At 44.6% G+C, this 25,894-nt stretch carries 17 protein-coding genes and 2 pseudogenes; 9 read left to right on the top strand and 10 right to left on the bottom strand.

The window, feature by feature from the left end; translation table 11 throughout:
• Positions 1 to 106 precede the first annotated feature (106 nt).
• Together B2727_RS07480 and B2727_RS07475 are read right to left on the bottom strand one after the other, a co-directional pair.
• Positions 107 to 1,294, bottom strand: a complete 1,188-nt coding sequence (locus tag B2727_RS07480) for a TCR/Tet family MFS transporter (RefSeq protein ID WP_005202708.1) — start codon at positions 1,292 to 1,294, stop codon at positions 107 to 109.
• Between the two features lie 317 nt (positions 1,295 to 1,611).
• Complete coding sequence (locus B2727_RS07475) at positions 1,612 to 2,835, bottom strand: MFS transporter (protein WP_005202709.1); 1,224 nt, start codon at positions 2,833 to 2,835, stop codon at positions 1,612 to 1,614.
• A 150-nt stretch (positions 2,836 to 2,985) separates the two neighbouring features.
• On the opposite strand from B2727_RS07475, the gene B2727_RS07470 reads away from it, so the two are divergent.
• Positions 2,986 to 3,762: an AraC family transcriptional regulator gene (locus B2727_RS07470; RefSeq protein ID WP_005202710.1), complete on the top strand. Its 777-nt coding sequence runs from the start codon at positions 2,986 to 2,988 to the stop codon at positions 3,760 to 3,762.
• A 99-nt stretch (positions 3,763 to 3,861) separates the two neighbouring features.
• Positions 3,862 to 5,013 carry a winged helix-turn-helix domain-containing protein gene (locus tag B2727_RS07465; RefSeq protein ID WP_033134480.1) on the top strand — a complete coding sequence of 384 codons (1,152 nt, stop codon included), beginning with the start codon at positions 3,862 to 3,864 and terminating at the stop codon, positions 5,011 to 5,013.
• A 53-nt stretch (positions 5,014 to 5,066) separates the two neighbouring features.
• Here B2727_RS07465 and B2727_RS07460 read toward each other — a convergent pair whose 3' ends face one another.
• Together B2727_RS07460 and B2727_RS07455 are read right to left on the bottom strand one after the other, a co-directional pair.
• A complete protein-coding gene (locus B2727_RS07460) occupies positions 5,067 to 6,257 on the bottom strand; it encodes an acyl-CoA dehydrogenase (RefSeq protein WP_033134468.1) in 1,191 nt (396 codons plus the stop codon).
• Between the two features lie 181 nt (positions 6,258 to 6,438).
• Positions 6,439 to 9,906: an indolepyruvate ferredoxin oxidoreductase family protein gene (locus B2727_RS07455; protein WP_033134469.1), complete on the bottom strand. Its 3,468-nt coding sequence runs from the start codon at positions 9,904 to 9,906 to the stop codon at positions 6,439 to 6,441.
• 201 nt (positions 9,907 to 10,107) lie between these two features.
• Here B2727_RS07455 and B2727_RS07450 point away from each other — a divergent pair, with 201 nt between their 5' ends.
• Entirely contained in the window at positions 10,108 to 11,046 is a 939-nt protein-coding gene (locus B2727_RS07450; RefSeq protein ID WP_032812072.1) for a LysR family transcriptional regulator, read from the top strand.
• A 241-nt stretch (positions 11,047 to 11,287) separates the two neighbouring features.
• Here the strand turns inward: B2727_RS07450 and B2727_RS07445 are convergent, their stop codons facing one another.
• From B2727_RS07445 to B2727_RS07425, 5 genes and pseudogenes are all read right to left on the bottom strand, one after another.
• Positions 11,288 to 12,190 (bottom strand): hydroxymethylglutaryl-CoA lyase, encoded by a 903-nt coding sequence (locus tag B2727_RS07445; protein WP_033134470.1) that lies wholly within the window; start codon positions 12,188 to 12,190, stop codon positions 11,288 to 11,290.
• A complete protein-coding gene (locus tag B2727_RS07440; protein ID WP_033134471.1) occupies positions 12,187 to 14,178 on the bottom strand; it encodes an acetyl/propionyl/methylcrotonyl-CoA carboxylase subunit alpha in 1,992 nt (663 codons plus the stop codon). The genes B2727_RS07445 and B2727_RS07440 overlap by 4 nt, the downstream gene beginning before the upstream one ends.
• Positions 14,160 to 14,994, bottom strand: a pseudogene (locus tag B2727_RS07435) (enoyl-CoA hydratase/isomerase family protein). The gene B2727_RS07440 and the pseudogene B2727_RS07435 overlap by 19 nt, the downstream one beginning before the upstream one ends.
• Before the next feature lie 9 nt (positions 14,995 to 15,003).
• Positions 15,004 to 16,605 carry a carboxyl transferase domain-containing protein gene (locus B2727_RS07430; RefSeq protein ID WP_033134473.1) on the bottom strand — a complete coding sequence of 534 codons (1,602 nt, stop codon included), beginning with the start codon at positions 16,603 to 16,605 and terminating at the stop codon, positions 15,004 to 15,006.
• A gap of 24 nt (positions 16,606 to 16,629) precedes the next feature.
• A complete protein-coding gene (locus B2727_RS07425; RefSeq protein ID WP_016163257.1) occupies positions 16,630 to 17,802 on the bottom strand; it encodes an isovaleryl-CoA dehydrogenase in 1,173 nt (390 codons plus the stop codon).
• Between the two features lie 148 nt (positions 17,803 to 17,950).
• On the opposite strand from B2727_RS07425, the gene B2727_RS07420 reads away from it, so the two are divergent.
• From B2727_RS07420 to B2727_RS07395, 6 genes are all read left to right on the top strand, one after another.
• Entirely contained in the window at positions 17,951 to 18,568 is a 618-nt protein-coding gene (locus B2727_RS07420) for a TetR/AcrR family transcriptional regulator (protein WP_004808114.1), read from the top strand.
• Positions 18,569 to 18,681: 113 nt separating this feature from the next.
• Positions 18,682 to 20,376: an AMP-binding protein gene (locus B2727_RS07415; RefSeq protein WP_033134474.1), complete on the top strand. Its 1,695-nt coding sequence runs from the start codon at positions 18,682 to 18,684 to the stop codon at positions 20,374 to 20,376.
• An 87-nt stretch (positions 20,377 to 20,463) separates the two neighbouring features.
• Positions 20,464 to 21,456 (top strand): biotin synthase BioB, encoded by a 993-nt coding sequence (gene bioB, locus B2727_RS07410; protein WP_033134475.1) that lies wholly within the window; start codon positions 20,464 to 20,466, stop codon positions 21,454 to 21,456.
• Between the two features lie 23 nt (positions 21,457 to 21,479).
• Positions 21,480 to 22,220: an SAM-dependent methyltransferase gene (locus tag B2727_RS07405; protein WP_033134476.1), complete on the top strand. Its 741-nt coding sequence runs from the start codon at positions 21,480 to 21,482 to the stop codon at positions 22,218 to 22,220.
• A 249-nt stretch (positions 22,221 to 22,469) separates the two neighbouring features.
• The gene (locus B2727_RS07400) at positions 22,470 to 23,756 is read left to right on the top strand and encodes a DcaP family trimeric outer membrane transporter (protein ID WP_033134477.1); all 1,287 of its coding nucleotides are present in this window, start codon (positions 22,470 to 22,472) and stop codon (positions 23,754 to 23,756) included.
• A 90-nt stretch (positions 23,757 to 23,846) separates the two neighbouring features.
• Positions 23,847 to 25,214: an MFS transporter gene (locus B2727_RS07395; protein ID WP_033134478.1), complete on the top strand. Its 1,368-nt coding sequence runs from the start codon at positions 23,847 to 23,849 to the stop codon at positions 25,212 to 25,214.
• 68 nt (positions 25,215 to 25,282) lie between these two features.
• Here B2727_RS07395 and B2727_RS07390 read toward each other — a convergent pair.
• Positions 25,283 to 25,876: pseudogene (locus B2727_RS07390) on the bottom strand (substrate-binding domain-containing protein); the annotation flags it as partial.
• Positions 25,877 to 25,894: the final 18 nt, after the last annotated feature.

Here is a 25,894-nt window from a genome sequence, read left to right as displayed (position 1 = left end):
TTAAAGCATGATGTATGGGAAATGGCACAATCAGCGCCATTTGCTTTCATGTTTGATTATCCAAGCAGCATCAGTACTTCTACGCGACAGGAAAATTACCTTTTTGTCATTTTGATGGTTGCATGCTTGGCTTAAGGCTACGAATCACAATCGGCAGCACAAGCAGATAAATCACGGCCACGCTTAACCAGATTGCACCTGGCCATTTAGCTTGCAATTGAAAATACAGTGTAGAGAACAATAGGGGGGCAAACATTGAGGCCAAACTGATTGTCGATGCAATAATGCCTTGAAACTGTCCTTGTTGTTCAAGTGAGACTTTTTGTGAAGCTAGGGCTTGTAAAGAGGGGGTACCAATACTGCCTAGGGCGAAAATTGGCATGATGGCAAAAATCATCCAGCCTTGCTGAGCAAAGGCCATCACTACTAATGCGATACAGCTACAGCTCATCCCGATGAAGATTGTATTTCGATTACCGAAGTATCTTGAGGCATGCTGAGGAATAAAAGCCTGAACCAGCATTTGGCATAAACCAAACATGCCTAAAGAAAGACCGATCCAGAAAGTATTCCATTGAAAGGCGGCATGCCCCCATAAAGTCCAGCAAACTGCATAGGCTTCACCTGTGGCACTAAAGATAAAAAAAGTGGCAATTAAGGGAACTACATTCGGGATCGACCGAAGTGATGCAAAAGCTTTAAATGGATTAAGTGTTGCTACAGATTTTTTTGAAAGATCTGCTGTTTTTGATTCAGGTAGCGCCCAATAGGCCAATAAAAAGTTGAGACCTGTCAGTATGGCTGCAATCAAAAAGGGAAGCCTGAGCCAATATTCACCGAGCAACCCCCCAAGAATTGGCCCAATAATAAAACCTGCGCCAAACATCGCGCTCATAAGACCAAAGTATTTGGCACGCTGTTCTGGTTTTGAGATATCCACCAGATAAGCAGATGCAACAGACATATTGGCACTGCTCATGCCTGCAATGATTCGCCCCATGAATAACAGTACGAGGCTATGAGAAAAGGTGAGCAATATATAGTTGATGGCCGATCCTGCCAGTGACAGCAGCAAAATTGGGCGCCGTCCAAACTTGTCACTTAATGTACCGAGCATGGGCGAAAAGATAAATTGCATGGCGGCATAGAGACTACCGAGCAGACCGATGTGCAGCGCAGTTTGGTGAGTATGGCTAATATTTTGAAGTAATGTGGGTAAAATTGGAAAAATAAGCCCGATACCAACAGCATCTAAAGCAATGGTCGAAAAAATAATAAATAGAGAGCGATTCATAAAGCGTCCTATCGAAAAAGCAGGTACAGCAATGCTGCGAAAACCTGTTAACGATGCCTGATAACAACTCAAGCCCTGATGAACGCTGACCGAATCTTAAAGATTGGGATATGTGTCGATAAGATATTTTTTAATGAAAAACTATCTGTATCAATTTTTCGCGGTTTTTTATCGTAACAATGAAGATGAATGAATATAACGATCCACACACCTGTTGAAAATTTTAGCACCTAACGGTGAAGAGAAACAAGATCATGCTTATTTATGGGAGCAAATGCAGCAGGCTTGTTGGCATGCTGCATTTGCTGAGGAAATAATTATTTTTTGGTATTCGGCAATAACGCTGTGATAAAACCTAACAGTGGTAGGAACGAGCAGAGCTTATACACCCATACAATGCCATGGGTATCGGCTAAATGACCAAGACCTGCTGCGCCAATTCCACCAATACCGAACATAAGACCAAACATCAAACCAGCAACCATACCGACACGACCAGGTACCGCTTCTTGTGCATAGACCACTAAGGCAGAGAAAGCCGAGGACATGACTAAACCAATAATAATGACCAGAATTGCCGTGCCAGTTAAGCCGACATAAGGCAACATCAGCGCAAATGGAGCAATGCCTAAGAATGACACCCAAATCACAACGTTACGGCCAATCCGATCGCCCACAGGTCCACCCGCAAAAGTACCGAGTGCTACTGCGCCTAAAAATATAAATAGATACAGCTGAGAGGTCTGAATCGAAACATTAAAGCGTTCAATCAGGTAGAAAGTGAAATAATTGGTAATGGCCGCGATATAGATAAACTTGGCAAACATCAACACACAAATCACGGCCATGGCCTGAATCACTTGTTTACGGGTCAAGGTCGAAATGGCAGGTTGACTGGCAACACGCTGCACAGGTGCCTGCTTGATGACCCATTTGGTGACGCGTAATAAAACAAATATGGCCAAAGCAGCAACCAAAACAAATAAACCAATCGCCCCTTGTCCATTCGGGATAATCACAGCCGCAGCCATTAATGGCCCAATCGCAGAACCAGTATTGCCGCCAACCTGAAACATGGATTGGGCGGTACCAAAACGCCCACCCGATGCGGTACGGGCGATGCGAGAGGCTTCTGGGTGGAAGGTCGATGAGCCCACCCCAATGAGTGCAGCAGCAAACAATAAGCCTTGAAAGCTTGCTGCAATTGCCATCAAACCAATACCAAGCAGTGTGGCTGCCATGCCTAAAGGTAATAAATAGGGTTTTGGATGCTTATCGGTATATAGGCCAATCCAAGGTTGTAATAAAGAGGCGGTGATTTGATAAACCAAGGCAATCCAGCCAATTTCAGCAAAACTTAAAGAAAATTCGGCCTTTAACATCGGATAACTTGCAGTGACCACGGCTTGAATCGAATCATTTAGCAGATGGGCAAACGCCACTGCGCCGACAACGCGTATTACGAACTTCTGGGGTTGATCATTCGGTGGAAATTGCGCTTGTGGAAATGCATTCTCAAGAGTGCCTGTATTGCTTGCCATGATTGCTCCAACACGTTGTATCAGCTTAAGTGGTGATGCTGAAAGAGGTTTGTTTTTCAGTGCATTTATCCTAAACTGAACAGAAATCGGCCCACAATCATATTTGGGACAGATAGTATCGAGTTCAGGCCATTTTCAGGGATGAGGGCAATGCGCAATATTCAGGTCAATGATTTTCAGGATGTGCCGCGGAATGTGATGGCAACGGGCAATGACTATCCAGATGGTCATCTTCTGCCGAGCCATCGACATCGCAGAGGTCAATGTCTATATGCCATTACAGGGGTACTTACGGTGATCACCCATACAGGCAGTTGGGTAGTGCCACCGAAACGCGCGCTTTGGATTCCTGCAGGGATTGACCATGAAGTGCATATGGGCGGGATCACCAAAACACGCAGTGCCTATATTCTTCCACAAGCTGCAATACAGGCAGATTTACCCAGCCATTGTGCAGTGATCAACGTATCGCCGTTATTGCATGAGCTACTGTCTACCGCAGTTGATCTCCCTGCGGAATATGACTTTGGGGGGAGGGATGATTATTTGATGCGTTTAATTATTGAAGAAATTGCGCTGATGCCTGAACTGCCTTTAAATGCGCCCTTACCACAAGAGCCGCGTTTAGCTGCCTTGTGTCTGCAATTGTTGAAGACACCGAGTCTGGAAGATGATCTTGATCATATTGCAGCGCAGGTGGGGATGAGTCGCCGTAATTTCACCCGAATTTTTCGGCAACAAACCGGGATGAGTTTTAGTAATTGGCGGCAGCAAGCCTGTTTACTCAATGCGTTGACCCGAATGGAATTGGGCCAATCCATTACCAGTGTGGCAATGGAGTTGGGTTATAGCAGCAGTAGTGCTTTTACCGCAGCCTTCAAACGTTCTTTGGGCGTGGCGCCACGTTTTTATTTACAAGGAAAATAAGCAAGGAATTGGCAGAATTGTGTTAATTTAGTTTGAATAACGGCCATTATTTCGCTTTCGCTTATCATGGTTGATGAACACTATTTATACGATAATATTATGATTTCATTATTAAAACGCTTAGCTTTATCTCATCAAGGTTTAGAACAAAATAATAAATTTGGTGAGGGCTTATCTGGAACACAACAAGCGATTGAACATCTGGGTTATGTGCAAATAGATACCATTTCCGTGGTGGAACGTGCCCATCATCATGTGCTGTGGAGTCGGGTGCCGAATTATCAATTGGGTCATTTAAATCAACTGGTACAAGATCAGCTTGTTTTTGAGCATTGGGCGCATGCAGCGTCCTATTTACCGATGCGAGATTATCGCTATGCCATGCCGTTGATGAATTCAGTGCGTAATGGGGAAAGTCGTTACTTCTCAAGAGGCGATCAGCAACTGATGCAGGAGATTCTGGCGCAGGTGAAAGCTGAAGGCAGAATCCGACTTAGAAATATGGAAAAAGGCAAACGGGAAGGTGCTGCAGGTTGGTGGAATGCAGGGCCGAGCCGCAAGGCGATTGAGCAGTTATTCATGCAAGGCGATTTAATGATCTGCGAACGCAATGGCATGGAAAAAGTCTATGATCTGACTGAACGTTGCATACCACAGGGCATTGATCTAAGCACACCGACTTTACAGGAATATGCACATTATTTATTGGATACAGCCATACGTGCTCATGGCGTATTTACATGGAAGCAATTACTGCATTTGAAAACCAATAAGGATTTACGTGAAATCATGCGTAAATTACTTGATGAACAGATTGATGCAGGCGTGATCAAGCTGATTAGGCTTGAAAATGGACAAACGATTTATGTGGCCAGCGCCGTGTTAGCCCATGAACCGAACATCCAAGCGGAGGTCAAAATATTGTCTCCTTTCGATAATCTGGTGATTCATCGTGAACGTTTAAGCAGCTTGTTTGGATTTGATTATCGCATTGAATGTTATGTGCCTGCAGCCAAAAGACAATACGGTTATTTCTGCTTACCGCTGCTTTATGCAGATGATTTTGTGGGGCAAATTGATTGCAAAGTGCATCGTCGTGAAAAGCGATTAGAAGTGATTAGTTTGCATGTGCAAGAGGCTAAACTGCAGGATAGAGATTCATTTTTGCTTGCACTAGAACGAGAATTACAGCGCTTCGCTCAGTTTAATCAATGTACGAGTATTGACCTAGATAAGATCAAGATGAGATAGGGCGAGTCATCAAACTTTGATGCTCGCCGTTTCGTCTCAGTCGTCACTTCGCTTTAGAACGCTGCGAGTCCTGTTTGGGCACGGCCTAAGATCAAAGCATGCACATCGTGGGTGCCTTCATAGGTATTCACAACTTCAAGATTAACCAGATGACGGGCGACACCGAATTCATCACTAATGCCATTTCCACCCAACATATCTCGCGCCAAACGGGCAATCTCCAAGGCCTTGCCGCAGTTATTGCGTTTAATCAGAGAGGTCGCTTCCACTGAGGCAATACCGTCATCTTTCATTCGACCAAAACGAAGCGCGAGCTGTAAACCGAGTGCAATTTCGGTTTGCATATCGGCTAATTTTTTTTGAATCAGTTGGTTGGCAGCCAGTGGTTTGCCAAACTGTTTTCGATCTAGGGTGTATTGGCGTGCAGTATGCCAGCAAAACTCGGCTGCACCCATGGCGCCCCAAGCAATACCATAACGGGCACTGTTCAAGCAGGTGAAAGGGCCTTTTAAGCCACGAACCTCTGGAAATGCATTTTCTTCAGGCACAAAGACTTGATCCATCACAATTTCACCCGTAATAGACGCTCTTAAGCCGACTTTACCGTGAATTGCAGGTGCAGAAAGCCCTTGCCAACCTTTTTCTAAAATAAAGCCACGAATCGGGCCGACATTTCCTTCAGGTGAAAGCTCTTTAGCCCACACCACAAATACATCCGCAATCGGACTGTTGGTAATCCACATCTTGGCGCCTGTTAAACGGTAGCCACCTGCTACTTTTTTGGCGCGACAGGCCATACTGCCTGGATCTGAACCGTGATCGGGTTCGGTTAGACCAAAACAGCCAATCCATTCACCTGACGCAAGTTTGGGTAAATATTTTTGCTTTTGCTGTTCAGTCCCGAATTCATGAATGGGAACCATCACCAAAGAACTTTGCACACTGGCCATTGAGCGATAGCCAGAGTCCACGCGTTCAATTTCACGGGCTATCAGTCCATAACTCACATAATTTAATCCTGCACCACCATATTGTTCTGGGATGGTGGGTCCGAGCAGCCCTAATTCACCCATTTCTCTAAAGATATGCGGATCGGTTGTTTCATGGCGGAATTGATCAAGTACCCGTGGCATTAACTGGTCTTGGCAGAAGGCATGGGCTGTATCACGGATCATGCGCTCTTCTTCGCTTAGTTGTTGCTCAATTAAAAATGGATCATCCCAGCGAAATTCAACACGGCTCATTCTTTATTCCTTCATCATTGTTCTAGCAAGTTCTTATCATTTTTCTCGGCTGAGCTGTTTGGTGAACTCAGCTTAAGTCGAAATACTTTAACGTATTTGGGATGTGCTGCAATTAAATTTTAATCAGCTGACCAAGCATCTCCTCAGATATTGGATCTGCTCAGCCAGTGATTGATGGTACTTAGACTTTGTTGGTGAGATCGGCGGATAGCTCATCCCAGCGATGGTTTGCGGCTTGCATGGCCTGCATTTTGATATGTCCAAAACCACGGACTTCAGCAGGTAATTCGGCAATCTGTTCTGCAACAGCCAGATTATAGCTGTTTGGCGATGAGATCAGCGTTTCAACAAAGGCGATGTAGCGATCACGCCATGCATGTTCATATTGACGTTCTTCCTGACGTGCAAATGGATCAAAGAAACTTTCGCGCAACCATTGTAAGCGAGCAAGTAGTATCATCGGGAAACGCATCCAGTAACCAAAGATACGTTTATGCACATTGGTCCCCAGTGTCGGTGGAGCGAGGTGGTAGGATAAACGTACACCACGACCAAATTGCGATTCAATGGACTTTTTAAAGTTTGCACCTGTCAGTAAACGTGCCACTTCATATTCATCTTTATAGGCCATGACGCGATACAGTTGAGTTGCGATGGTTTTTGCCAGTGTTTCAGGCAGTAATTTAGCAACCTGTTCCAATAACATACGATATTGATTGGCATAGGCTTCATTCCAATAGTCTTGCAAACGTATCGTGCGATCATGGATCAGTTCAGCCAGTGTTTGTGGCGCATTGCTTTTTGGTAAGCTGTCGAGTAAACGGGTGATTAGGCTTGGGTCACTGGCAAGGTGGCATCCTATGCGGAAAGCTTCAAGGTTTTTATCAATCGCCGTGCCATTCAGTTGAATCGCTTTTTCAAGACTTTCACGTAACAGTGGAATTTGCCCTGATTGCCATGCCATCCCCAAGAGCAGTTGATTGGCATAGATCGCATCGCCTAAAAGCTGTGTTGCGATTCGTGCCGCAGGTAAGGAGAGTAGATTTTCTTTGTGGACACGACCACGCAGACGATCGATCAAATCATGAATCGGTGCATACCAGTCACGTTTGTTAATAAAGTCAGAGGTGGGTGAACCATCTTCATTGACGATCACCGTCGCATCTTGTTTTAAACGTGATAGCGCGGCATTACTGCCCGCCACAATGGCATCGGCACCAATCAATAGATCACATTGATGTTCTGGAATTTTAGTTGAGGAAATTTGCGCATCATCTGCGGCAATTTGAATATAGGAATACACCGTACCGCCTTTTTGCGCCAGTCCCGCCATGTCCATGACACGGGTGGCTTTGCCTTCCAAATGTGCGGCCATACCCAGTAAAGCCCCAACGGTAACTACACCTGTACCGCCAACACCACCGACCATAATACGATTTGGTGTATCAGTCAGTTGAGGAATTAAGGGACGTTCAGGCCAACCTGTCGCAAAACCTTCAAACTTGGCGGGGCGTTTCATATCACGGGTATGTACGGTGACAAAGCTTGGGCAGAAGCCTTCCACACAGGTGAAATCCTTATTACAGCTGCTTTGGTTAATCTGACGCTTGGTGCCCAAAGCGGTTTCTACAGGTTCAATGGATAGACAATTTGATTTTTTAGAACAATCGCCACAACCTTCACAGATATCGCTATTGATATAAAGACGTTCAGCAGGATCAGGGTAGGCATCACGTTTACGGCGACGACGTTTTTCACTGGCACAAGTTTGCACATAGATTAAAGCGGTGACACCCGAAATATCACGTAACTCACGTTGTACTGCATCAAGATCATTGCGATGTCGGATTTCGACATGCGGTGCAAGGTGTTCTTCGGCATGGATTAGCTCAGGTTCATCGGTCACGATAACCTGTTTTTTAATGCCTTCTGCATCGAGCTGACGAGTCAGTTGCGCGACACTCAAATGCCCATCAACATGCTGACCACCGGTCATGGCAACCGCATCGTTATAGAGGATTTTATAGGTGATATTGATATTGGCTGCGATGGCTTGTCGAATCGCCAGATAGCCTGAATGGAAGTAGGTGCCATCACCGAGATTGGCAAAAATATGCTTTTCATTGGTGAAATGTGATGCACCCGCCCAACTCACACCTTCACCCCCCATTTGCGAGAAGGTTTCGGTGCCGCGATCCAGTGATACTGCGATATAGTGGCAACCGATGCCACCCAGTGCACGACTGCCTTCTGGCACGACGGTTGAGGTGTTATGCGGGCAGCCGCTACAGAAATACGGTTTACGCTCGGCCAAATCCAGTACACGGCGTGATTCTTGCTCAGCTTTATGCAGTAAATCGACACGACTCTGGATTTGCTGTCTTAAACTTTCAGGCAAATCTAACTGTAAAAACCGTGCTGCCAACATTTTGGCAATCGGTTCAGGTTGGAACTCGTAATACCCAATCAGCGGCGCTTCTTCAAATGAGGTACTCCATTCACCTTTACCATGGATCGCTTTGCCGATTACATGTGGACGTTGCTCATCAGGCAGGGAATATAATTCATCTTTAATTTGTGCTTCCAGAATCGGACGTTTTTCTTCGACCACAATCAGTTCTTGTAAACCCACAGCAAATTCACGCAGACCCTGTGGTTCCAAAGGCCAGATTAAACCGACTTGATAGACCCGTAGCCCAAGTTGTTGCGCTGTTTCATTTTCAATGCCGAGAATGCGCAAGGCTTCGATGGTATCGAGATAACCTTTACCACTGGCGGCAATACCAATACGGGCATGCTCACACGGCCATGTGATTTGATTCAGTTGATTGGCACGTGCATAGGCCAATACTGCGGGTAAGCGATATTGATAGAGTCGTTGTTCTTGTTGGATGCCATGATCTGGCCAGCGAATATGGATGCCGTCGGCAGGCAGCTCGATTTCAGGTAAAACAGGTGTGACACGATCCAGATCGACAATGACCGAAGCCGAGGTTTCAACAATTTCACTGACCAGTTTCATTGAGGTCCAAACCCCAGCAAAACGTGACATGGCAATCGCATGGACGCCCAAATCGAGAATATGTTGCACCGAAGTTGGATAGAAAATTGGAATGCCACAACCCATCATCACATGTTCAGATTGGTGTGGAACGGTGGATGATTTACAGGAATGGTCATCACCAAACAGGGCAACCACGCCACTGTGTTTGGCCGTTCCTGCAAGGTTGGCATGACGGAGTACATCGCCTGAACGGTCTACACCTGGCCCTTTACCATACCACCATGCGCTCACACCATCATATTTACCCTGACCTGCAAGGTTGGCTTGTTGCGTGCCCCAAATGGCAGTCGCTGCAAGGTCTTCATTGATACCGGGTTGAAAGACGACATGGTGATCTTTAAGCAGGCCTCCAATTTGCCAAAGGAAATTATCATAATTTCCGACAGGGGAACCACGATAACCTGAAATGAAGCCGGCAGTGTGCAACCCGTTCAACTCATCACGGCGAGTCTGTGCTAGAGGTAACCGAACCAGTGCCTGAATGCCTGTCATATAGGCCGAACCGTGATCACTGATATATTTATCATCCAGTGATACATCTTTAGTAGCGATCATTTTTGAAGTAACTTTTGTCGCTATATTCATTTATGTCTCCTTAGAATTGTGTGTAGTTTTGACTACTTTCTTTTTTCAACATCCGGTTGAATATTTGGAGTAAGTACATATTTTAAAAAGATTGATCAGCGGCGTTTGCTAAAAAAACTGCTCAATCAATGTACATATTTGTCATTGTGGTTGATCCAGACTGGTGCAACAATGCGTAATTTAGAAAAAGATATTTACGTTATGCGCAAAAATCTTGATGGTGGATTGCTACATGCAATGCATGCCTTCCTGAAAGTGATTGATAGCGGGAGTTTCACGGCTGCCGCTGAACAGATGGAACTGACAACTGCGCAAGTTTCGCGATTAATTAGCGAATTAGAAGGGCGTTTAGGTACAAAACTACTACAACGATCAACCCGCCAGCATGCCTTGACCGAAATTGGTGCAAACTATGCTGAGCAGTGTCGCCAAGTACTGGCGATGGTGGAGGAGTCCGAAGCACAAGCCATGGGCATGGCAGCCAGACCACAAGGACGGTTGCGCGTGTTGAGTATGGCCAGTTTTGGTCATCATTATCTGGCGCCGATGATGGCGGATTTCTGTCAAACCTATCCCGATCTTACGGTTGAATATCGGACTTCGCAAAATGTGCCTGATTTGTTAGGCAAGGGCATTGATGTCAGCCTATATCTCACCGAGTCATTGGCAGATTCAAGATTTGTGGCACGTCGAATTGGTACCATCTTTTCGGTGTTATGTGCATCACCTGCATACTTGGAAAAGTATGGCGAACCTCAATCCTTGGATGATTTGCAAAAGCATGCCTGCTTGCGCTTGGTTAATCCTTCGATTACTCCGCAATGGCATTTGGTTAGTGAAAACAGCTGTTCTTATCAGATTGATATCAATGGTCCCTTGATTGCCGATACGCCTGAGTTGTTGCTGGATGTGGTACAACAGGATATGGGCATTGCATTATTGCCGACCTTCTCATCGATTGATGCGATTCGAGCAGGGCGACTGCGCCGTATTTTACCTGCTTGGCGATCACCTGATATCGGGGTGTATACCTTATTGCCATCGCGTCATTTTGTGGATGCAAAAACACGGGCATGGCTGGAGTGGGTCGAGCAGCATATTTCGCCAAAAATCCAAATGGATACGGATTATTTTTTATAAATAATTTTGAGGCGTGTTAGAAAAGGATCAAAAGAAAAAGGATTAAAATTAAAACTAGAAAATGCTTCTTTAGAAGGAGGCATTTCGTACAGAGATAAACACTATATTTCAATAAATTGCATAGACGAGTCTCATCCCACGATCGGCATGGAACGAGAAAAAAGTGAGACCTAGTGAATAGAGCAAGCTTAATTGATTAAGCTTGTTGCCAAATGATGGGTGAATCCGAATCTAGGTAACACTAAGCACACTTTGTTTGCCAGTAGGCATTGCTGTAATTGGATAAGCTTTTTCGGTTTAAGACATGGCTAATATTTTGGCTGGCTTGCATCAGTTTTTCTAAATCAATCCCCGTTTCAAAGCCCATATGGGAGAGTAAGTAAAACAGATCTTCGGTCGCAACATTGCCAGAAGCGCCTTTGGCATAAGGGCAGCCACCCAGTCCTGCAAGGGATGAATCAAACACACGAATGCCTTGTTGTAAGGACTGGTAAATATTGGCAATCGCCATGCCATAGGTATTATGAAAATGCCCTGCTAAAACTTTGCTGTCGAGTTCAGCTAGACAAGCTTGCCAAACTTTTTTGACTCGATCAGGTGTGGCGGTACCGATGGTCTCACCTAAAGACACTTCATAGCAGCCCATGTCATACAGTCGTTTAACCACGTTCACCACTTGCTCTGGTGCAATCGCACCTTCATAGGGACAATCGACGACACAAGAGACATAACCACGGACACGGATATGCTGCGCTTTGGCTGCACGTAGCACATCAGCGAATTTTTCAAAGCTCTCGTCGATTGAGCAGTTGATATTTTTACGGGTAAAGCTTTCAGAAGCTGCGGTAAATACCGCAACCTCCTTGCATCCCACTGCCTGAGCAGCTTCAAAACCTTTGATATTGGGGGTAAGCAGGCTTAAATTTAGATCGGTACCTTGTGGGAGCTGCTTAAACAGTTCATCGCTTTGTGCCATTTGCGGCACCCATTTGGCAGACACACAGGAACCCACTTCAATCGATTTTAGTCCAGCATTTATCAGATCATGAATGAAGTTTAGACGTTGTTCGACGGTCAATGCCTGTTTTTCATTTTGCAGACCATCTCGGGGTCCAACTTCCACGATTTTGACAAACTCACTCATGCAACTTCCTCCTGTAAAGGCTGAAATTCCACCAGTTCATCGCCAGCTTTGACCTGATCACCCACCTGAAAATAGGCATCAACAATCACGCCATCTTGCGGTGCACGGATGGTGTATTCCATTTTCATGGCTTCAAGCGTCATCAGGATATCGTCTTTTTTGACATTATGATTAGCGCCGACCAGAACCTGAGTCACTACACCCGGCATGGGTGCTTTGAGATGGCCTTGATCTGCTTGGCTATCGTCCTGATGATAATCTTGACGAATATAAGCAAATTTATGGCTTTCCCCATTATGGAACAGGGTAATGCCTTGCTGACTCTGGTTAAAAGACAGTTTCTGTTGGGTGCCATTGAGATGAATCACCGCGCTATGTGCATCCAGCAATTGTCCAGAAATCTGGTAACTTTCACCGTTATATTCAGCATTAAAACCCTGTTCAGCCGAACTCAGCTTGATGTGAATATTCTGATCTAGATAGTTCAGTTTGATGGTTTGCTGAAAAGCAATATTTAAACGCCATAGCGGTTGTGCTTGCCATAACTGTTTTTGGCTAGAGCGGTTGTGATTAAGTTTGCTTAAGAATTCGATAAAGGCCGTCGCGACGACCAATTCAGGTTTAATTTGTTCAGGGCGGAACAAGAAATCATGTTCACGCTGAATCAGATTGGTATCCAGTTGGGCTTGTTTAAATGAGTCACTGCGTACAATTTTTTCCAGAAAGGCAATGTTGTTCCCTAAGCCATCGACGTGGAATTGGCTTAAGGCATGCTGCATTTGGATTAAAGCTGCTTCACGGTTTTTGCCCCATACAATCAATTTGGCAATCATTGGGTCGTAATAGGTGGTGATTTCATCACCTTCAACAATGCCGCTGTCAACACGGACAGATTGGTTTTGCGTTGGGTAGTGTAGATAGTCAATTTTGCCGATGGCAGGTAAGAAGCCTTTTTCGGGTTCTTCGGCATAGATACGTGCTTCAAGCGCATGACCATGAATCTGTAATTGATGTTGCAGTTTCGGTAGTGGTTCACCATCGGCGACACGCAGTTGCCATTCAACTAGATCTTCACCGGTAATCATTTCGGTAACGGGATGTTCGACTTGTAGACGGGTATTCATTTCCATGAAATAGGCGGTACCATCCTGTTCCACAATAAACTCGACTGTACCCGCACCGACGTAATCCACTGCACGGGCAGCATCAATCGCAGCCTGACGCATGGCATCCAGTTTTCCAGCGGGCATTTGCGGTGCAGGAGCTTCTTCAAGTACTTTTTGATGGCGACGTTGTACCGAACAGTCCCGTTCAAACAGATGTACATAGTTACCATGCGTATCGCCAAAGACCTGTACTTCAATATGACGTGGCTGAATCACATAGCGTTCAATTAGGACATCATCATTACCAAAGCTAGACTTGGCTTCACGTTTACACGAAGCTAAGGACTGTAAGAAATCCTCACTACGTTCGACCAAGCTCATGCCTTTACCACCACCACCAGCACTGGCTTTGATCAGTACGGGATAACCAATCGCATCGGCTTGCTGTTTTAAAAACTCAGCCTCTTGGTTGGTGCCGTGATAACCCGGTGTTAATGGCACACCTGCTTTTTCCATCAAAGCCTTAGAGGTGGCTTTGAGACCCATGGCTAAAATCGCATCAACAGGTGGGCCAATAAAGCAAATATTGTGTTGTTGGCAAGCCAAGGCAAATTGATCATTTTCGGACAGGAAACCATAACCTGGGTGAATCGCTTGGCTACCAGTATCAATCGCCGCCTGAATAATACGATCTACTTGTAAATAACTTTGTGTGGCAGGGGATTGCCCAATATAAATCGCTTCATCCGCCAATTTAACATGTTGTGCATTGGCATCTGCATCTGAATACACTGCAACCGTTGCAATACCGAGTTTTTTTGCAGTACGAATCACACGGCAGGCAATCTCGCCACGGTTCGCAATTAAAATCTTTTCAAACATTGTGATCGTCCTGAATTGTTGTTATTGGGGAGTGGAAGTCCACGCAGGTTGTTGTTTATTTAAAAAGGCATTCAAACCTTCTTTGGCTTCACTGCCTTGACGAACTTGAGCAATATGCTGTGCAGTTTGCTTAAGCAAATCATCACTCATGCTTTGGTGACTGACCATCTGAATTAACTGTTTTGATGCAGCCTGCGCCTGAGGCCCACCAAGTAATAACGCATCAATAATCTCTTGAACTTTTCGATCTAAGTCTTCTGCATCGGCGACTTCATGAGCCAGGCCAATCTGCTTGGCCTCGCGTGCTGAAATGCGTTCCGCAGTTAAGAAATAGCGAGAAGCCTGCCGAGCACCAATGGCACGAATCACATAGGGACTGATGGTCGATGGTGCAAGGCCGAGTCGAACTTCTGAGGTGGCAAATATGGCATCAGTACTGGCAATACAAATATCACAGGCTGATGCCAAGCCCATGCCACCACCAAAGGCAATACCATGCACACGCGCAAGTGTCGGTTGCTTTAAGGTTGCGAGAGCATTGAGCATCTGTGCAAGTTTGAGTGCGTCGGCTTCGTTTTCTGCAGAAGAGGCTTGCCCCGCCTGTTTCATCCAGTTTAGGTCAGCACCTGCTGAAAAGCTTTTGCCACGTCCAGCCAAGACCACCACACGTACATCATCTCGGGTGTTGAGACTGTTAAAGCAGTCATGTAATTCTTCAATCACCGTAGTATTAAAAGCATTGTGCAATTCAGGGCGGTTCAGCCAAACATAGGCCACTTGACCGTGTTGTTCCAGTTGTAAAAATTGATAGCTCATAGACACCTCTTACATGCGGAACACGCCGAACTTGGTCGGTTGAATCGGCGCATTCAGCGCAGCAGCAAGGCTCAGCCCCAGCACATGACGGGTTTGAGCAGGGTCAATCACGCCGTCATCCCAGAGGCGGGCAGAGGCATAATACGGGTGCCCTTGATGCTCATATTGCTCACGAATCGGTTGTTTAAATTGATCTTCTTCCTGTGCTGGCCATTGCGCGCCTTTTTGTTCAATCTGATCACGTTTTAAGGTCGACAGTACACTAGCAGCCTGTTCGCCTCCCATCACCGAAATACGCGAGTTCGGCCATGTCCATAAAAAGCGTGGGGAATAGGCACGTCCACACATGCCATAGTTACCTGCACCAAAAGAACCCCCAATAATCAGGGTGAGTTTCGGTACATTGGCTGTCGCTACCGCCATCACCAACTTGGCACCATTTTTGGCAATGCCTTCATTCTCATATTGACGACCGACCATAAAGCCAGTGATGTTTTGGATAAATAGCAATGGGATATTACGTTGAGTACATAGCTCGATAAAGTGTGCGCCTTTCTGTGCAGATTCAGAAAATAAAATCCCGTTATTGGCAATGATGCCAACGGGCATACCGTACAAAGAGGCAAAACCTGTAATTAAAGTGGAACCAAAACGTGCTTTAAATTCATCAAAGCGCGAGCCGTCTACGATGCGGGCAATCACTTCACGGACATCGAAAGGTTTACGTGCATCACTGGGTACAACGCCATAAAGTTCGTTGGCATCAAATAGCGGTTCATCAATCTGTTTGTTTAATTCATTGGGCTTTTTATTCAGATTGGCAACGATGTTACGGGCAATCGCAAGCGCGTGTTCATCATTTTCTGCCAAATGATCGGCAACCCCTGACAGGCGGGTATGTACATCTCCACCACCCAAATCTTCACTGCTGACCACTTCACCTGTCGCGGCTTTGACTAATGGCGGGCCACCAAGGAAAATGGTACCTTGATTACGGACAATAATGGTTTCATCCGACATGGCCGGCACATAAGCACCACCAGCGGTACAACTGCCCATCACTACCGCAATTTGGGCGATACCTTGGCTCGACATACGTGCCTGATTATAGAAAATACGCCCGAAATGATCTCGGTCAGGAAACACCTCATCTTGCATCGGTAAGAATGCACCGCCCGAATCCACCAGATAAATACATGGCAAGTGATTTTGCTCAGCAATTTCCTGCGCACGTAAATGCTTTTTCACCGTCAATGGATAATAGGTACCACCTTTGACGGTTGCATCATTGGCGACAATCATGCAGGTCACACCGTTGACTTGACCAATCCCTGCAATCACACCCGCAGCAGGAATGTCATCTTCATAAACCTTGTAAGCAGCCAATTGACCAATTTCTAAAAAAGCAGTACCGACATCAATCAGCTGATCAATACGATCGCGTGGTAATAGTTTGCCTCTGGCCAAATGTTTTTGGCGCGCATTTTCGCCACCACCAAGCGCTACTTTTTGTGCTACTTGTTTCAGATCGCTGACCAATGTTTGCATGGCATGTTGATTGGTTTTGAAGTCTTCACTTCGAACATTAATTTTGCTGTGTAATTGGTTCATAAGCTGCATCCTGAATTATGGTTATTATTTGGTTTCATTAAACAGTTCGCGGCCAATCAGCATGCGGCGAATTTCCGAAGTTCCTGCACCAATTTCATAAAGTTTAGCATCACGCCATAAACGACCAGCCGAAAATTCATTGATATAACCATTACCACCGAGGGTTTGAATGGTTTCACCTGCCATCCATGTGGCTTTTTCTGCTGCATATAAAATCGCACTGGCTGCATCTTTACGTAAGCTACGGTCATGATCGGCTTTGTCACAGGCTGCACCAACCGCATAAACTAAGGCTTTACAAGCGAGCCAAGTGGAATACATATCCGCCAGTTTGCCTTGCATCAATTGAAATTCACCCAAGGCTTGACCGAATTGTTCACGTTCATGCAGGTAGGGAATCACCACATCCAGACAGGCATCCATAATGCCTAACGGGCCGGCACTTAAAACTGCACGTTCATAGTCCAGACCGCTCATCAGTACTTTGGCACCGTTGCCAACACCACCGAGTACGTTTTCGGCAGGTACTTCAACATTGTCAAAAAATAGCGGATAGGTATTAGAGCCACGCATCCCGAGTTTGTCTAAATGCTTACCATGGCTAAAGCCGGGCATGTCTTTTTCGATCAGGAAGGCAGTCATGCCTTTGGCACCTGCATGTGGATCAGTTTTGGCATAAACAACGAGTACATCAGCATCACCGCCATTGGTAATCCACATTTTTGAACCATTGAGAACAAAATGATCGCCTTTTTGCTCAGCACGCAGTTTCATACTGACTACATCCGAACCTGCGTTGGGTTCAGACATCGCCAAAGCACCGACAAAGTCACCTGAAATCAGCTTGGGTAAATATTTCTGCTTTTGTTGCTCACTGCCGTTACGGTTGATCTGGTTAATACACAAGTTAGAATGCGCACCATAAGAAAGACCAATAGAGGCGGATGCACGCGAAATTTCTTGCAACACGATGATATGTGCTAGATAGCCTAGATTGGTGCCGCCATATTCTTCAGAAACGGTTAAGCCCATCAATCCCATATCTCCAAATTTTTTCCAGAGATGGGCAGGGAATACATTGTCCTGATCGACTTGTTGTGCAATAGGTGCAATTTCCTTTGCACAAAATGCAGCAACCGAATCTTGTAGAGCAATTAACGTTTCATCCAGACCAAAGTTCAAGCTACGTAGGTTCATTGTGTTGTCATCCCAGTGATTATATTTGTTGTTCCATTAAGCGTTGTTGTGTGTGCTTAGGAACTACCTTACAATGAATTTTTAAAAAAGTGAATAGTGATTCATAAAATGATTTACAATTCACTTTATTTGTTAGAGAATAAAATTTATGAGCTATAAACGATCAACTTTAATGCAGGAGCGGATGGAGCAAAATCGTAAATCGATTTTGAGTTCAGCCAGAAAATTAATTTCAGAAGGAGGGTTCAAAGACGCACAGATACAAACCATTGCTGAGCAAGCAGGGGTCTCAAGTGGTCTGGTGTATCGCTACTTTGACAATAAAAGTCAGGTGTTAATTGAGGTCTTGTCAGAAGCCATCAATACCGAACTGTTGGTGATTGATGCCATCACAGAAAGTGATCTGACCGCACAACAAAAATTGCACAAGGCAGTCGCGACCTTTGTAAAACGGGCCTTGAACAGTCCGCAGCTGGCATATGCACTCATGTTTGAACCCGTGGATTCAAGCGTTGAACATGAGCGTTTTCGGGTAAAGCAGTTGATTAAACAAAGTATTAAAAAAATCCTTGCAGATGGAAATGCAAGTGGTGAATTTGTTTTGGATGACTTAAACACAACAGCCATGTGTGTGGTCGGGGCAATGACCTATGTGGTGGTTGAACCGTTGGATCCAGCACAAAATACCAAGTTTGATCATGCGCACAAAGACTATTTTTCCAAACAGATTGCTGACTTTTGTGTGGATGCAGTACAGAAAAAGTAGGGCAGACAAAACGGTTTAACATCACAACAATAGGCAGTTTGAAGAGTAGTTGCAGTTACAACAATTAGATCAGGTAAGAACAGAATTAAAAAAGAATCAAGGAGAATGATTCAATGCAACACGTACGGTTAAGCTATGCCTCTGGAACCAGCTCGCAGCCCCTGTTGGGGATGACGATTGGAGATAAATTTGATCAAGCCTGCCAGCAATATGCTGAGCAAGAGGCGATTGTCAGTTCACATCAGAACCGACGCTTAAGCTACAAAGAACTACAGCATGAAGTGAATGCATTTGCCTGTAGTCTGCTCAAGCTGGGTTTGAAAAAAGGAGATCGCTTGGCGATCTGGTCGCCGAATTGTGTGGAATGGACCGTGACCCAATTTGCCGCATTTAAAGCAGGCATTATTTTGGTGAATCTGAATACTGCTTATAAAAATCATGAACTGGAATATGTACTCAATAAAGTCTCCTGCAAAGGCTTGATTATTGCCTCACAATTCAAGACCACAGATTATCAAGAATTGCTGAGTAAGATAGCCCCAGAATTGGCATCCAGTCCTGATAAGATATTGAACGCAGCTCGGTTACCGCATTTAAAATATGTGATTAAAATTGACGAGCAGCAGTATACCGGTATCCATCGTTTTAGTGATTTGCTCGAAACCCCAAATCAATCTCAGCTCGATGAGTTACAGCGCTTAGCCAAGCAATTGCAGTTTGATGAAACCATTAATATCCAATTTACCTCAGGAACCACAGGCAATCCGAAAGGAACCATGTTGACGCATCATAACATCCTGAATAATGGTTATTTTGTTGGTGAAGGGATTGGCTTGACGCCCCAAGATCGAGTTTGTATCTCAGTGCCTTTATTCCATTGTTTTGGCATGGTGATGGGCAATCTAGCTTGTATTACTCATGGTGCAACTATGGTTTATCCTGCGTCAGTGTTTAATCCATTGGAAAGCTTAAAAACCATTGAGCAGGAAAAATGTACTGCAGCCTATGGTGTGCCGACCATGTTTATTGCCATTTTGGAACATGAGCAATTTGCCGAATTTGATCTGAGCAGTTTAAGAACGGGCATTATGGCAGGCAGCCCATGTCCGAGAGAAATCATGCAGCGTGTGATTGACCGCATGCATATGTCCGAAATCACCATCTGTTATGGCATGACCGAAACCTCTCCAGTCAGTGTGCAGAGTTATATTGATGATTCAATTGATAAACGCGTTAGTACGGTTGGTCATGTTCATCCACATTTGGAAGTCAAAATTGTCGATTTAGAAGGCGAAATTGTGCCGCAAGGCACACTCGGTGAACTTTGCGTACGTGGTTATTCCGTAATGGCGGGGTATTGGGATGAGCCTGAAAAAACCAAAGAAGTGATCGACGCAGCGGGCTGGATGCATACGGGTGATATTGCTGAAATGGACAGTGAAGGCTTTGTCAAAATCAAAGGTCGAATTAAAGATGTGGTGATCCGTGGGGGTGAAAACCTGTTTCCTAAAGAAATCGAAGACTTTTTATATACCCATCCCGATGTCTGCGATGTGCAAGTGATTGGTTTGCCCGACATGCGTTATGGGGAGGAACTCTGCGCTTGCATTATTTTGCATGAACATCACCAAAGCAATGAAGACAGTATTCGTAGTTTTTGCAAAGAGCATATTTCACATAATAAAGTGCCACGTTACGTTAAATTTTTTGATGAGTTCCCAATGACAGCATCAGGAAAAGCTCAGAAATTTAAATTGCAGGAAATCATGCGGGTAGAGCTGAATTTGACTGCTGAAATTTTTGATTAAAACCGTATTCCTCCTCTGTGTATTGCGACTGAGGAGGAGCTTTGATGTCGTGGTTGTTATCTAAACATAGGATGTCAGGATCAAGAAATGAAGATTAGAAATGATTGGTCACGTGCAGAAATACAGGCTTTATATGAGCAGCCTTTATTAGATTTGCTGTTTCAGGCACAACAGTTACACCGACAATATTTTGCTGCGAATACGATTCAGGTCAGTACTTTGCTGTCTATTAAGACTGGAAAATGCCCAGAAGATTGTAAGTACTGTTCGCAATCAGCGCGTTATGATTCAAAACTGGAAGCAGAAAAACGCATTGCCGTCGAGAAAGTCATTCAAGAGGCACAAAAGTCCAAAGCCTCAGGTGCATCTCGTTTTTGTATGGGTGCTGCATGGCGCAATCCACATGAGCGCGATATGCCTTATGTATTGGACATGGTACGCGAGGTCAAAGCTTTAGGACTGGAAACCTGTATGACCTTGGGCATGTTGAATGCCTCTCAGGCGGAGCGTTTAAAAGATGCTGGTCTGGATTATTACAACCATAATCTGGATACCTCGCGTGAATATTATTCCCACATTATCAGCACCCGAACTTTTGATGATCGACTGGATACCCTAGACCATGTTCGTCAGGCAGGGTTGAAAGTCTGTAGCGGTGGTATTGTTGGTTTAGGTGAAAGCCGAGAGGATCGGATTGGTCTATTGTATGAACTTGCAACTTTGCCGCTACATCCCGAGTCTGTACCGATCAATATGCTGGTACCGATAGAAGGGACTCCATTGGCCCAAGTAGAAAAACTGGATGTGGTTGAATGGATTCGGACCATTGCGGTGGCGCGATTAATCATGCCGCAAAGTTACATTCGACTCTCCGCAGGCCGTGAAGCATTAACCGATTCAGATCAAGCTCTGGCATTTATGGCAGGTGCTAATTCGATCTTTTCGGGTGAAAAACTGTTGACCACCGCCAATGCAGGTGAAAATCGTGACCAAGCCTTATTTCAAAAATTGGGCTTAAGTACCGAAGCGACTAAACCTTCTATAAAGCAGTTATCTGTTGATGCGATGCTGACCGTTTAAGGCTTTTAAAAATAGAGGATCAAATGGCGAAAGATTTTAACAGTCAAAAAGTGGTGGAACGCTATGACGATCATATCCGTCGTCTGATTCCGGGTTATGCGCTGATGCATCAACAAGTCGATGCGATTTTACAATCCGCTTTAAGTGCAGACGCAGAGATTTTAATTGTCGGTTGCGGCACAGGCTATGAGCTTGAATATCTACTGAACAGACATTCGACTTGGCGTTTTACGGCTGTTGATCCTTCTTTAAGTATGTTGCAGAAAGCACAAGCCCTAATTCAGGCACTGGGTCAGTCCGAGCGTGTGCAATTTATTCATGGCGAAACAGCTGCATTGCCTACACAGCCAAAATTTGATGCGGCCTTGTCAATTTTAGTTGCGCATTTTGTGCCGCATGCGCTTAAACCGAGTTTCTTTGCTGAAATATCACAGCGATTAAAAGCGGATGGATTGCTCATGACCTACGACCTGATGGCCTGTGAAGATACTCAACAATTGAAAGCATTGCCACTGCTGTGTCAGAGCAATGGTCTGAGTGTTGAGCAGAGCCAATCTATGATGGAGCGTTTGGGGCACGACTTTTTCACGCTCACTTTTGCCGCCTATCAGCAACTACTTTGCAGTACTGGTTTTGAACAGGTAAAAGGTTTTAGCCAAGTTTTAACTTATCAGGGACTGATTGCCCAGAAAAAACAGGAGGATATTTTGACCTCGGAACTTTCTGGCAAGGCTGTTTTCACTCAACAAGGAATTCAACATTAAAACAGCAACTTAATTTTTAGCTTCTAACCGATGTTTTTGACAGTGGCTGAAATTGCCGCTGCAAGGTTCTGTTGTCTTTAAAAAAGTGGCTATTCACTTAGATAGGAGGTGAAAACTCAATAAATCAATGGTTTGAAGTTTTTAGAATAAAAAATGTGATGTGGTACATCGGTACGACAAAGGAAAAACACAAACAAAGAATGATCTTAAAACGGGTTTTAAGATCAGCCGAAAAGGAAATTGATTTTAATGAAAAAGTTTATTTTAACGGTACAAAAAAGCATATTGGCAACGGCAGTTTTAACGGCCATGTCCTCTGCTTATTCGGGAACTGAAAGTGCTGAAATTGCACAACTCAGACAAGAAGTGCAAGAGTTGCGCGCCATGCTGCAACAGTATGTAAAACAACCTGCTCAGACACAATCGACAGCTCCAGTTGCCGTAGCTGCTGCGCCACAGCTGACCGAAACACAAGCTCCAAAACTGAATATCAGCAAAGGTGGGGCTGAAGTCAATTTATATGGTTATCTCCGTGCCGATGCTTCTTATCAGGTCAAAGGCGCATCGACTATGTATAACAATATCAGTGGTGTGCCACTGGAACATACTGCTGAGGAAGCTCAACAAAAAGACCGCTTGCATTCAACCGTCAATGTCACCCGTTTAGGTTTAAATTTTAAAACGCCTACAACAGTAGGTGATGTTGGTGGCAAGCTGGAAATGGATTTTTTTGGCGGCAGCACACGTGATCAATTCCGTATTCGTCATGCCTATTTAACCTTCGATAAATGGTTGATTGGTCAGACTTGGTCAACCTTTATTGCACCTGAATATTATCCCGAGACCATTGATGCGGGAACCTATGTCGGTGGCGCATTACAACGCTCTCCGTTGGTACGTTATAGCGATAATTTATCAGCCAATACCAGTTTTGCTGTCGCGATTGAAGACCCTAAATATACCGCAACTTCCGACCCTGATAATGAAATGCGATTGCCTGCTTTAGTTGGGCGGTTGAACCATAAATTTGCCAATGGTTCACTGTTGTCAGGTCGTACTTTTATTGCCGAGAAAAAGACCAGTAATGATGAGGAATGGGCATGGGGTGTAGGGCTCGGCGGTAAATATCAGCTGACACCACAAACTTTCTTAAAAGCCGATTATTACCATGTTAAAGGTGATGGCCGTTTTCTGCTTTGGACCAATAACAGCTATGTAATTGATGATAAAAATCATATTCAGAGTAATGAGTTCGATACCATTTCAGCAGGCTTGACCCATCAATTTAATTCGAAGCTTCGCTCAACCTTGGGCTATGGCTATATGAAAGCCAAGGATGACAATACTTTTGCTGAAATTCAAAAAAATAATGCAACTCAAAACAAGGAACTTTGGCAGGGCTGGATCAATGCCATGTACAACCCGTATAAACCAATTACCTTGGGGATGGAGTATGTCTATGGCGAGCGTGAAACCTTTGACGGTCGTAACGGAATCGATAACCGCTTCAATATGATGGCGAGTTACGATTTTTAATCAAGACCTTGAATAATCTGTTTTTTCTTTAGGGTGCAGTATGTCGTTTTAAAAATGAACAAGAATTTATCTCATAGAGGAGATGATTAAATGGCAACATCGACGTTGAATGTCAATGCAATTATTGACCAAGCAAAATTTACCCCTTTTCACTGGAGCATTTTGCTTTGGTGCTTACTGATTATTATTTTTGACGGTTATGACCTGGTTATTTATGGTGTGGTTTTGCCTGTATTGATGCAGGAATGGTCACTCACCGCGGTACAGGCGGGTATGTTGGCCAGTACCGCTTTATGCGGCATGATGTTTGGTGCCATGTTATTCGGGGCTTTGGCAGATAAAATCGGTCGCAAAAATGTGATCTTGATTTGTGTGACGTTTTTTAGTGGTTTTACCTTTTGGGGTGCATTTGCATCGACGCCTTTTGAGTTTGGGATTTTAAGGTTTTTAGCCGGTTTAGGCATTGGTGGGGTGATGCCGAATCTGGTGGCTTTAACCTCTGAATATGCACCGAAACGGATACGCAGTACTTTGGTTGGGAGCATGTTCAGTGGCTATGCCATTGGTGGAATTATTTCGGCATTGTTGGGCAGTTATTTAGTCGAAAGCCAAGGCTGGCAAATCATGTTCTTGATTGCCGGTATTCCATTATTGCTGTTACCCATTCTATGGAAGTTTTTACCTGAGTCACTGACTTTTTTAGTGAAAAGCGGCAAGACTGGGCAAGCCCATGCCATCATTCAAAAAATTGCACCAGAACAGGCATTAAGCACTGAGACACGCTTATGCTTGAATGACGATCATCTGGATACAGGCAGTACTGCCAAAGCTTTATTTCAACATGGTCGTGCTCTAAGTACCTTAATGTTCTGGCTGTTATTCTTTATGTGCTTGTTGATGGTTTATGCATTGAGTAGCTGGTTACCAAAACTGATGCTGGCAGCAGGTTATTCATTGGGTAAAAGTATTTTATTCCTGCTGGCGTTGAATGTTGGTGCCATGCTTGGGGCAATTTTTGGTGGCATACTGTCAGATAAATTCCACCTAAAGCCTGTGATTTTAACCATGTTTGTGGCAGGAGTCTTTGCCTTGGTCGGACTCGGTTATAACTCGCCAGCTTATATACTATACGGTTTGGTGACGATTGCAGGTGCTGCAACTATTGGCACTTCAATCCTTTTATATAGTTATGTGGCTCAATTTTATCCATTGAGTGTGCGCTCGACAGGGATTGGCTGTGCATCCGCAGTTGGGCGAATTGGTGCTATTGTCGGGCCAATTTTAACAGGGATGCTGCTGACCTTAGGTCTACCGCATAAGATGAACTTTGTGATGATTGCCATCCCTGCCATTATTGCGATTTTTGCGGTGCTGGTGTTGAAACGGCATGAGTCAGACAGTGGAAGTAAAAGCACAGTCAATCCAGCCACAAACATCGCTGAAACAGGTGAAGCATAGCAGTGCATCATGATTGATAAAACAAAGTCGATGAGCTTAGTTCATCGACTTTTGTATTCTGCCTTTGCTTAAGTCAACGGCATGATTCTGGTTTTCAGGATCTCCATAAAGGTTTTTAAAATCATATGGTAGTTTTTGCCTTTATGCGTGATCAGACAGATCGGGGTACTGTAATGCATCACGTCCTGTAAAATAGGTTGCATAAAACCATCCTCCACCCATTTCCTTGCATAATGATCGGGTAAAAAACCGAGAAATTTTCCGGTTAAGATCAAAAAGGCGATCCCTTCACGGTCACTGGCGGTTGCTGAACAATCAAGCAGTTGATGTAATTTTGCCGCCTCTGCTGTCGTTGCATAATTGGGCAATACCGCTTGCCAGTTTTTTAAATCCGCAGTGTGGAAGCCACCTAAATGTTGAAACAGCGGGTGATTTTTACCGCAGTAGAGCAAAGACTTTTCGCTATATAAATCAAAATAATCTAAGCCAGATAATGGGGTGACTAAGGGGATGGCACCTGCATGTAAGCGATTGTCCAAAACACGACATTCAATATCAGACAGGGTACTCATACTGATGTTAATCACCACTTCTGGATTTTCATCAGCCAATAGTGCAAGGGTATTGGTGATATAGGCGCTGGGCATGGTGACTAAATTATTAGGGGCTTAGGAAGTTAA

Origin of the sequence: Acinetobacter sp. UBA991, assembly GCF_002292065.1 — a bacterium.
Classification (GTDB): domain Bacteria; phylum Pseudomonadota; class Gammaproteobacteria; order Pseudomonadales; family Moraxellaceae; genus Acinetobacter; species Acinetobacter higginsii.
The sequence above is the reverse complement of the archived record's forward strand: the minus strand, read 5'-3'. Positions and strand labels throughout refer to the sequence as shown.

Excerpts from the sequence above, each read along its gene's own strand:
- B2727_RS07445 (WP_033134470.1), bottom strand. The coding sequence starts at position 12,190 with ATGAGTGAGTTTGTCAAAATCGTGGAAGTTGGACCCCGAGATGGTCTG.
- B2727_RS07475 (WP_005202709.1), bottom strand. The coding sequence starts at position 2,835 with ATGGCAAGCAATACAGGCACTCTTGAGAATGCATTTCCACAAGCGCAA.
- B2727_RS07395 (WP_033134478.1), top strand. The coding sequence starts at position 23,847 with ATGGCAACATCGACGTTGAATGTCAATGCAATTATTGACCAAGCAAAA.
- B2727_RS07425 (WP_016163257.1), bottom strand. The coding sequence starts at position 17,802 with ATGAACCTACGTAGCTTGAACTTTGGTCTGGATGAAACGTTAATTGCT.
- B2727_RS07465 (WP_033134480.1), top strand. The coding sequence starts at position 3,862 with ATGATTTCATTATTAAAACGCTTAGCTTTATCTCATCAAGGTTTAGAA.
- B2727_RS07470 (WP_005202710.1), top strand. The coding sequence starts at position 2,986 with ATGCGCAATATTCAGGTCAATGATTTTCAGGATGTGCCGCGGAATGTG.
- B2727_RS07415 (WP_033134474.1), top strand. The coding sequence starts at position 18,682 with ATGCAACACGTACGGTTAAGCTATGCCTCTGGAACCAGCTCGCAGCCC.
- B2727_RS07460 (WP_033134468.1), bottom strand. The coding sequence starts at position 6,257 with ATGAGCCGTGTTGAATTTCGCTGGGATGATCCATTTTTAATTGAGCAA.
- B2727_RS07400 (WP_033134477.1), top strand. The coding sequence starts at position 22,470 with ATGAAAAAGTTTATTTTAACGGTACAAAAAAGCATATTGGCAACGGCA.
- B2727_RS07455 (WP_033134469.1), bottom strand. The coding sequence starts at position 9,906 with ATGAATATAGCGACAAAAGTTACTTCAAAAATGATCGCTACTAAAGAT.
- bioB (WP_033134475.1), top strand. The coding sequence starts at position 20,464 with ATGAAGATTAGAAATGATTGGTCACGTGCAGAAATACAGGCTTTATAT.
- B2727_RS07480 (WP_005202708.1), bottom strand. The coding sequence starts at position 1,294 with ATGAATCGCTCTCTATTTATTATTTTTTCGACCATTGCTTTAGATGCT.
- B2727_RS07430 (WP_033134473.1), bottom strand. The coding sequence starts at position 16,605 with ATGAACCAATTACACAGCAAAATTAATGTTCGAAGTGAAGACTTCAAA.
- B2727_RS07405 (WP_033134476.1), top strand. The coding sequence starts at position 21,480 with ATGGCGAAAGATTTTAACAGTCAAAAAGTGGTGGAACGCTATGACGAT.
- B2727_RS07440 (WP_033134471.1), bottom strand. The coding sequence starts at position 14,178 with ATGTTTGAAAAGATTTTAATTGCGAACCGTGGCGAGATTGCCTGCCGT.
- B2727_RS07420 (WP_004808114.1), top strand. The coding sequence starts at position 17,951 with ATGAGCTATAAACGATCAACTTTAATGCAGGAGCGGATGGAGCAAAAT.
- B2727_RS07450 (WP_032812072.1), top strand. The coding sequence starts at position 10,108 with ATGCGCAAAAATCTTGATGGTGGATTGCTACATGCAATGCATGCCTTC.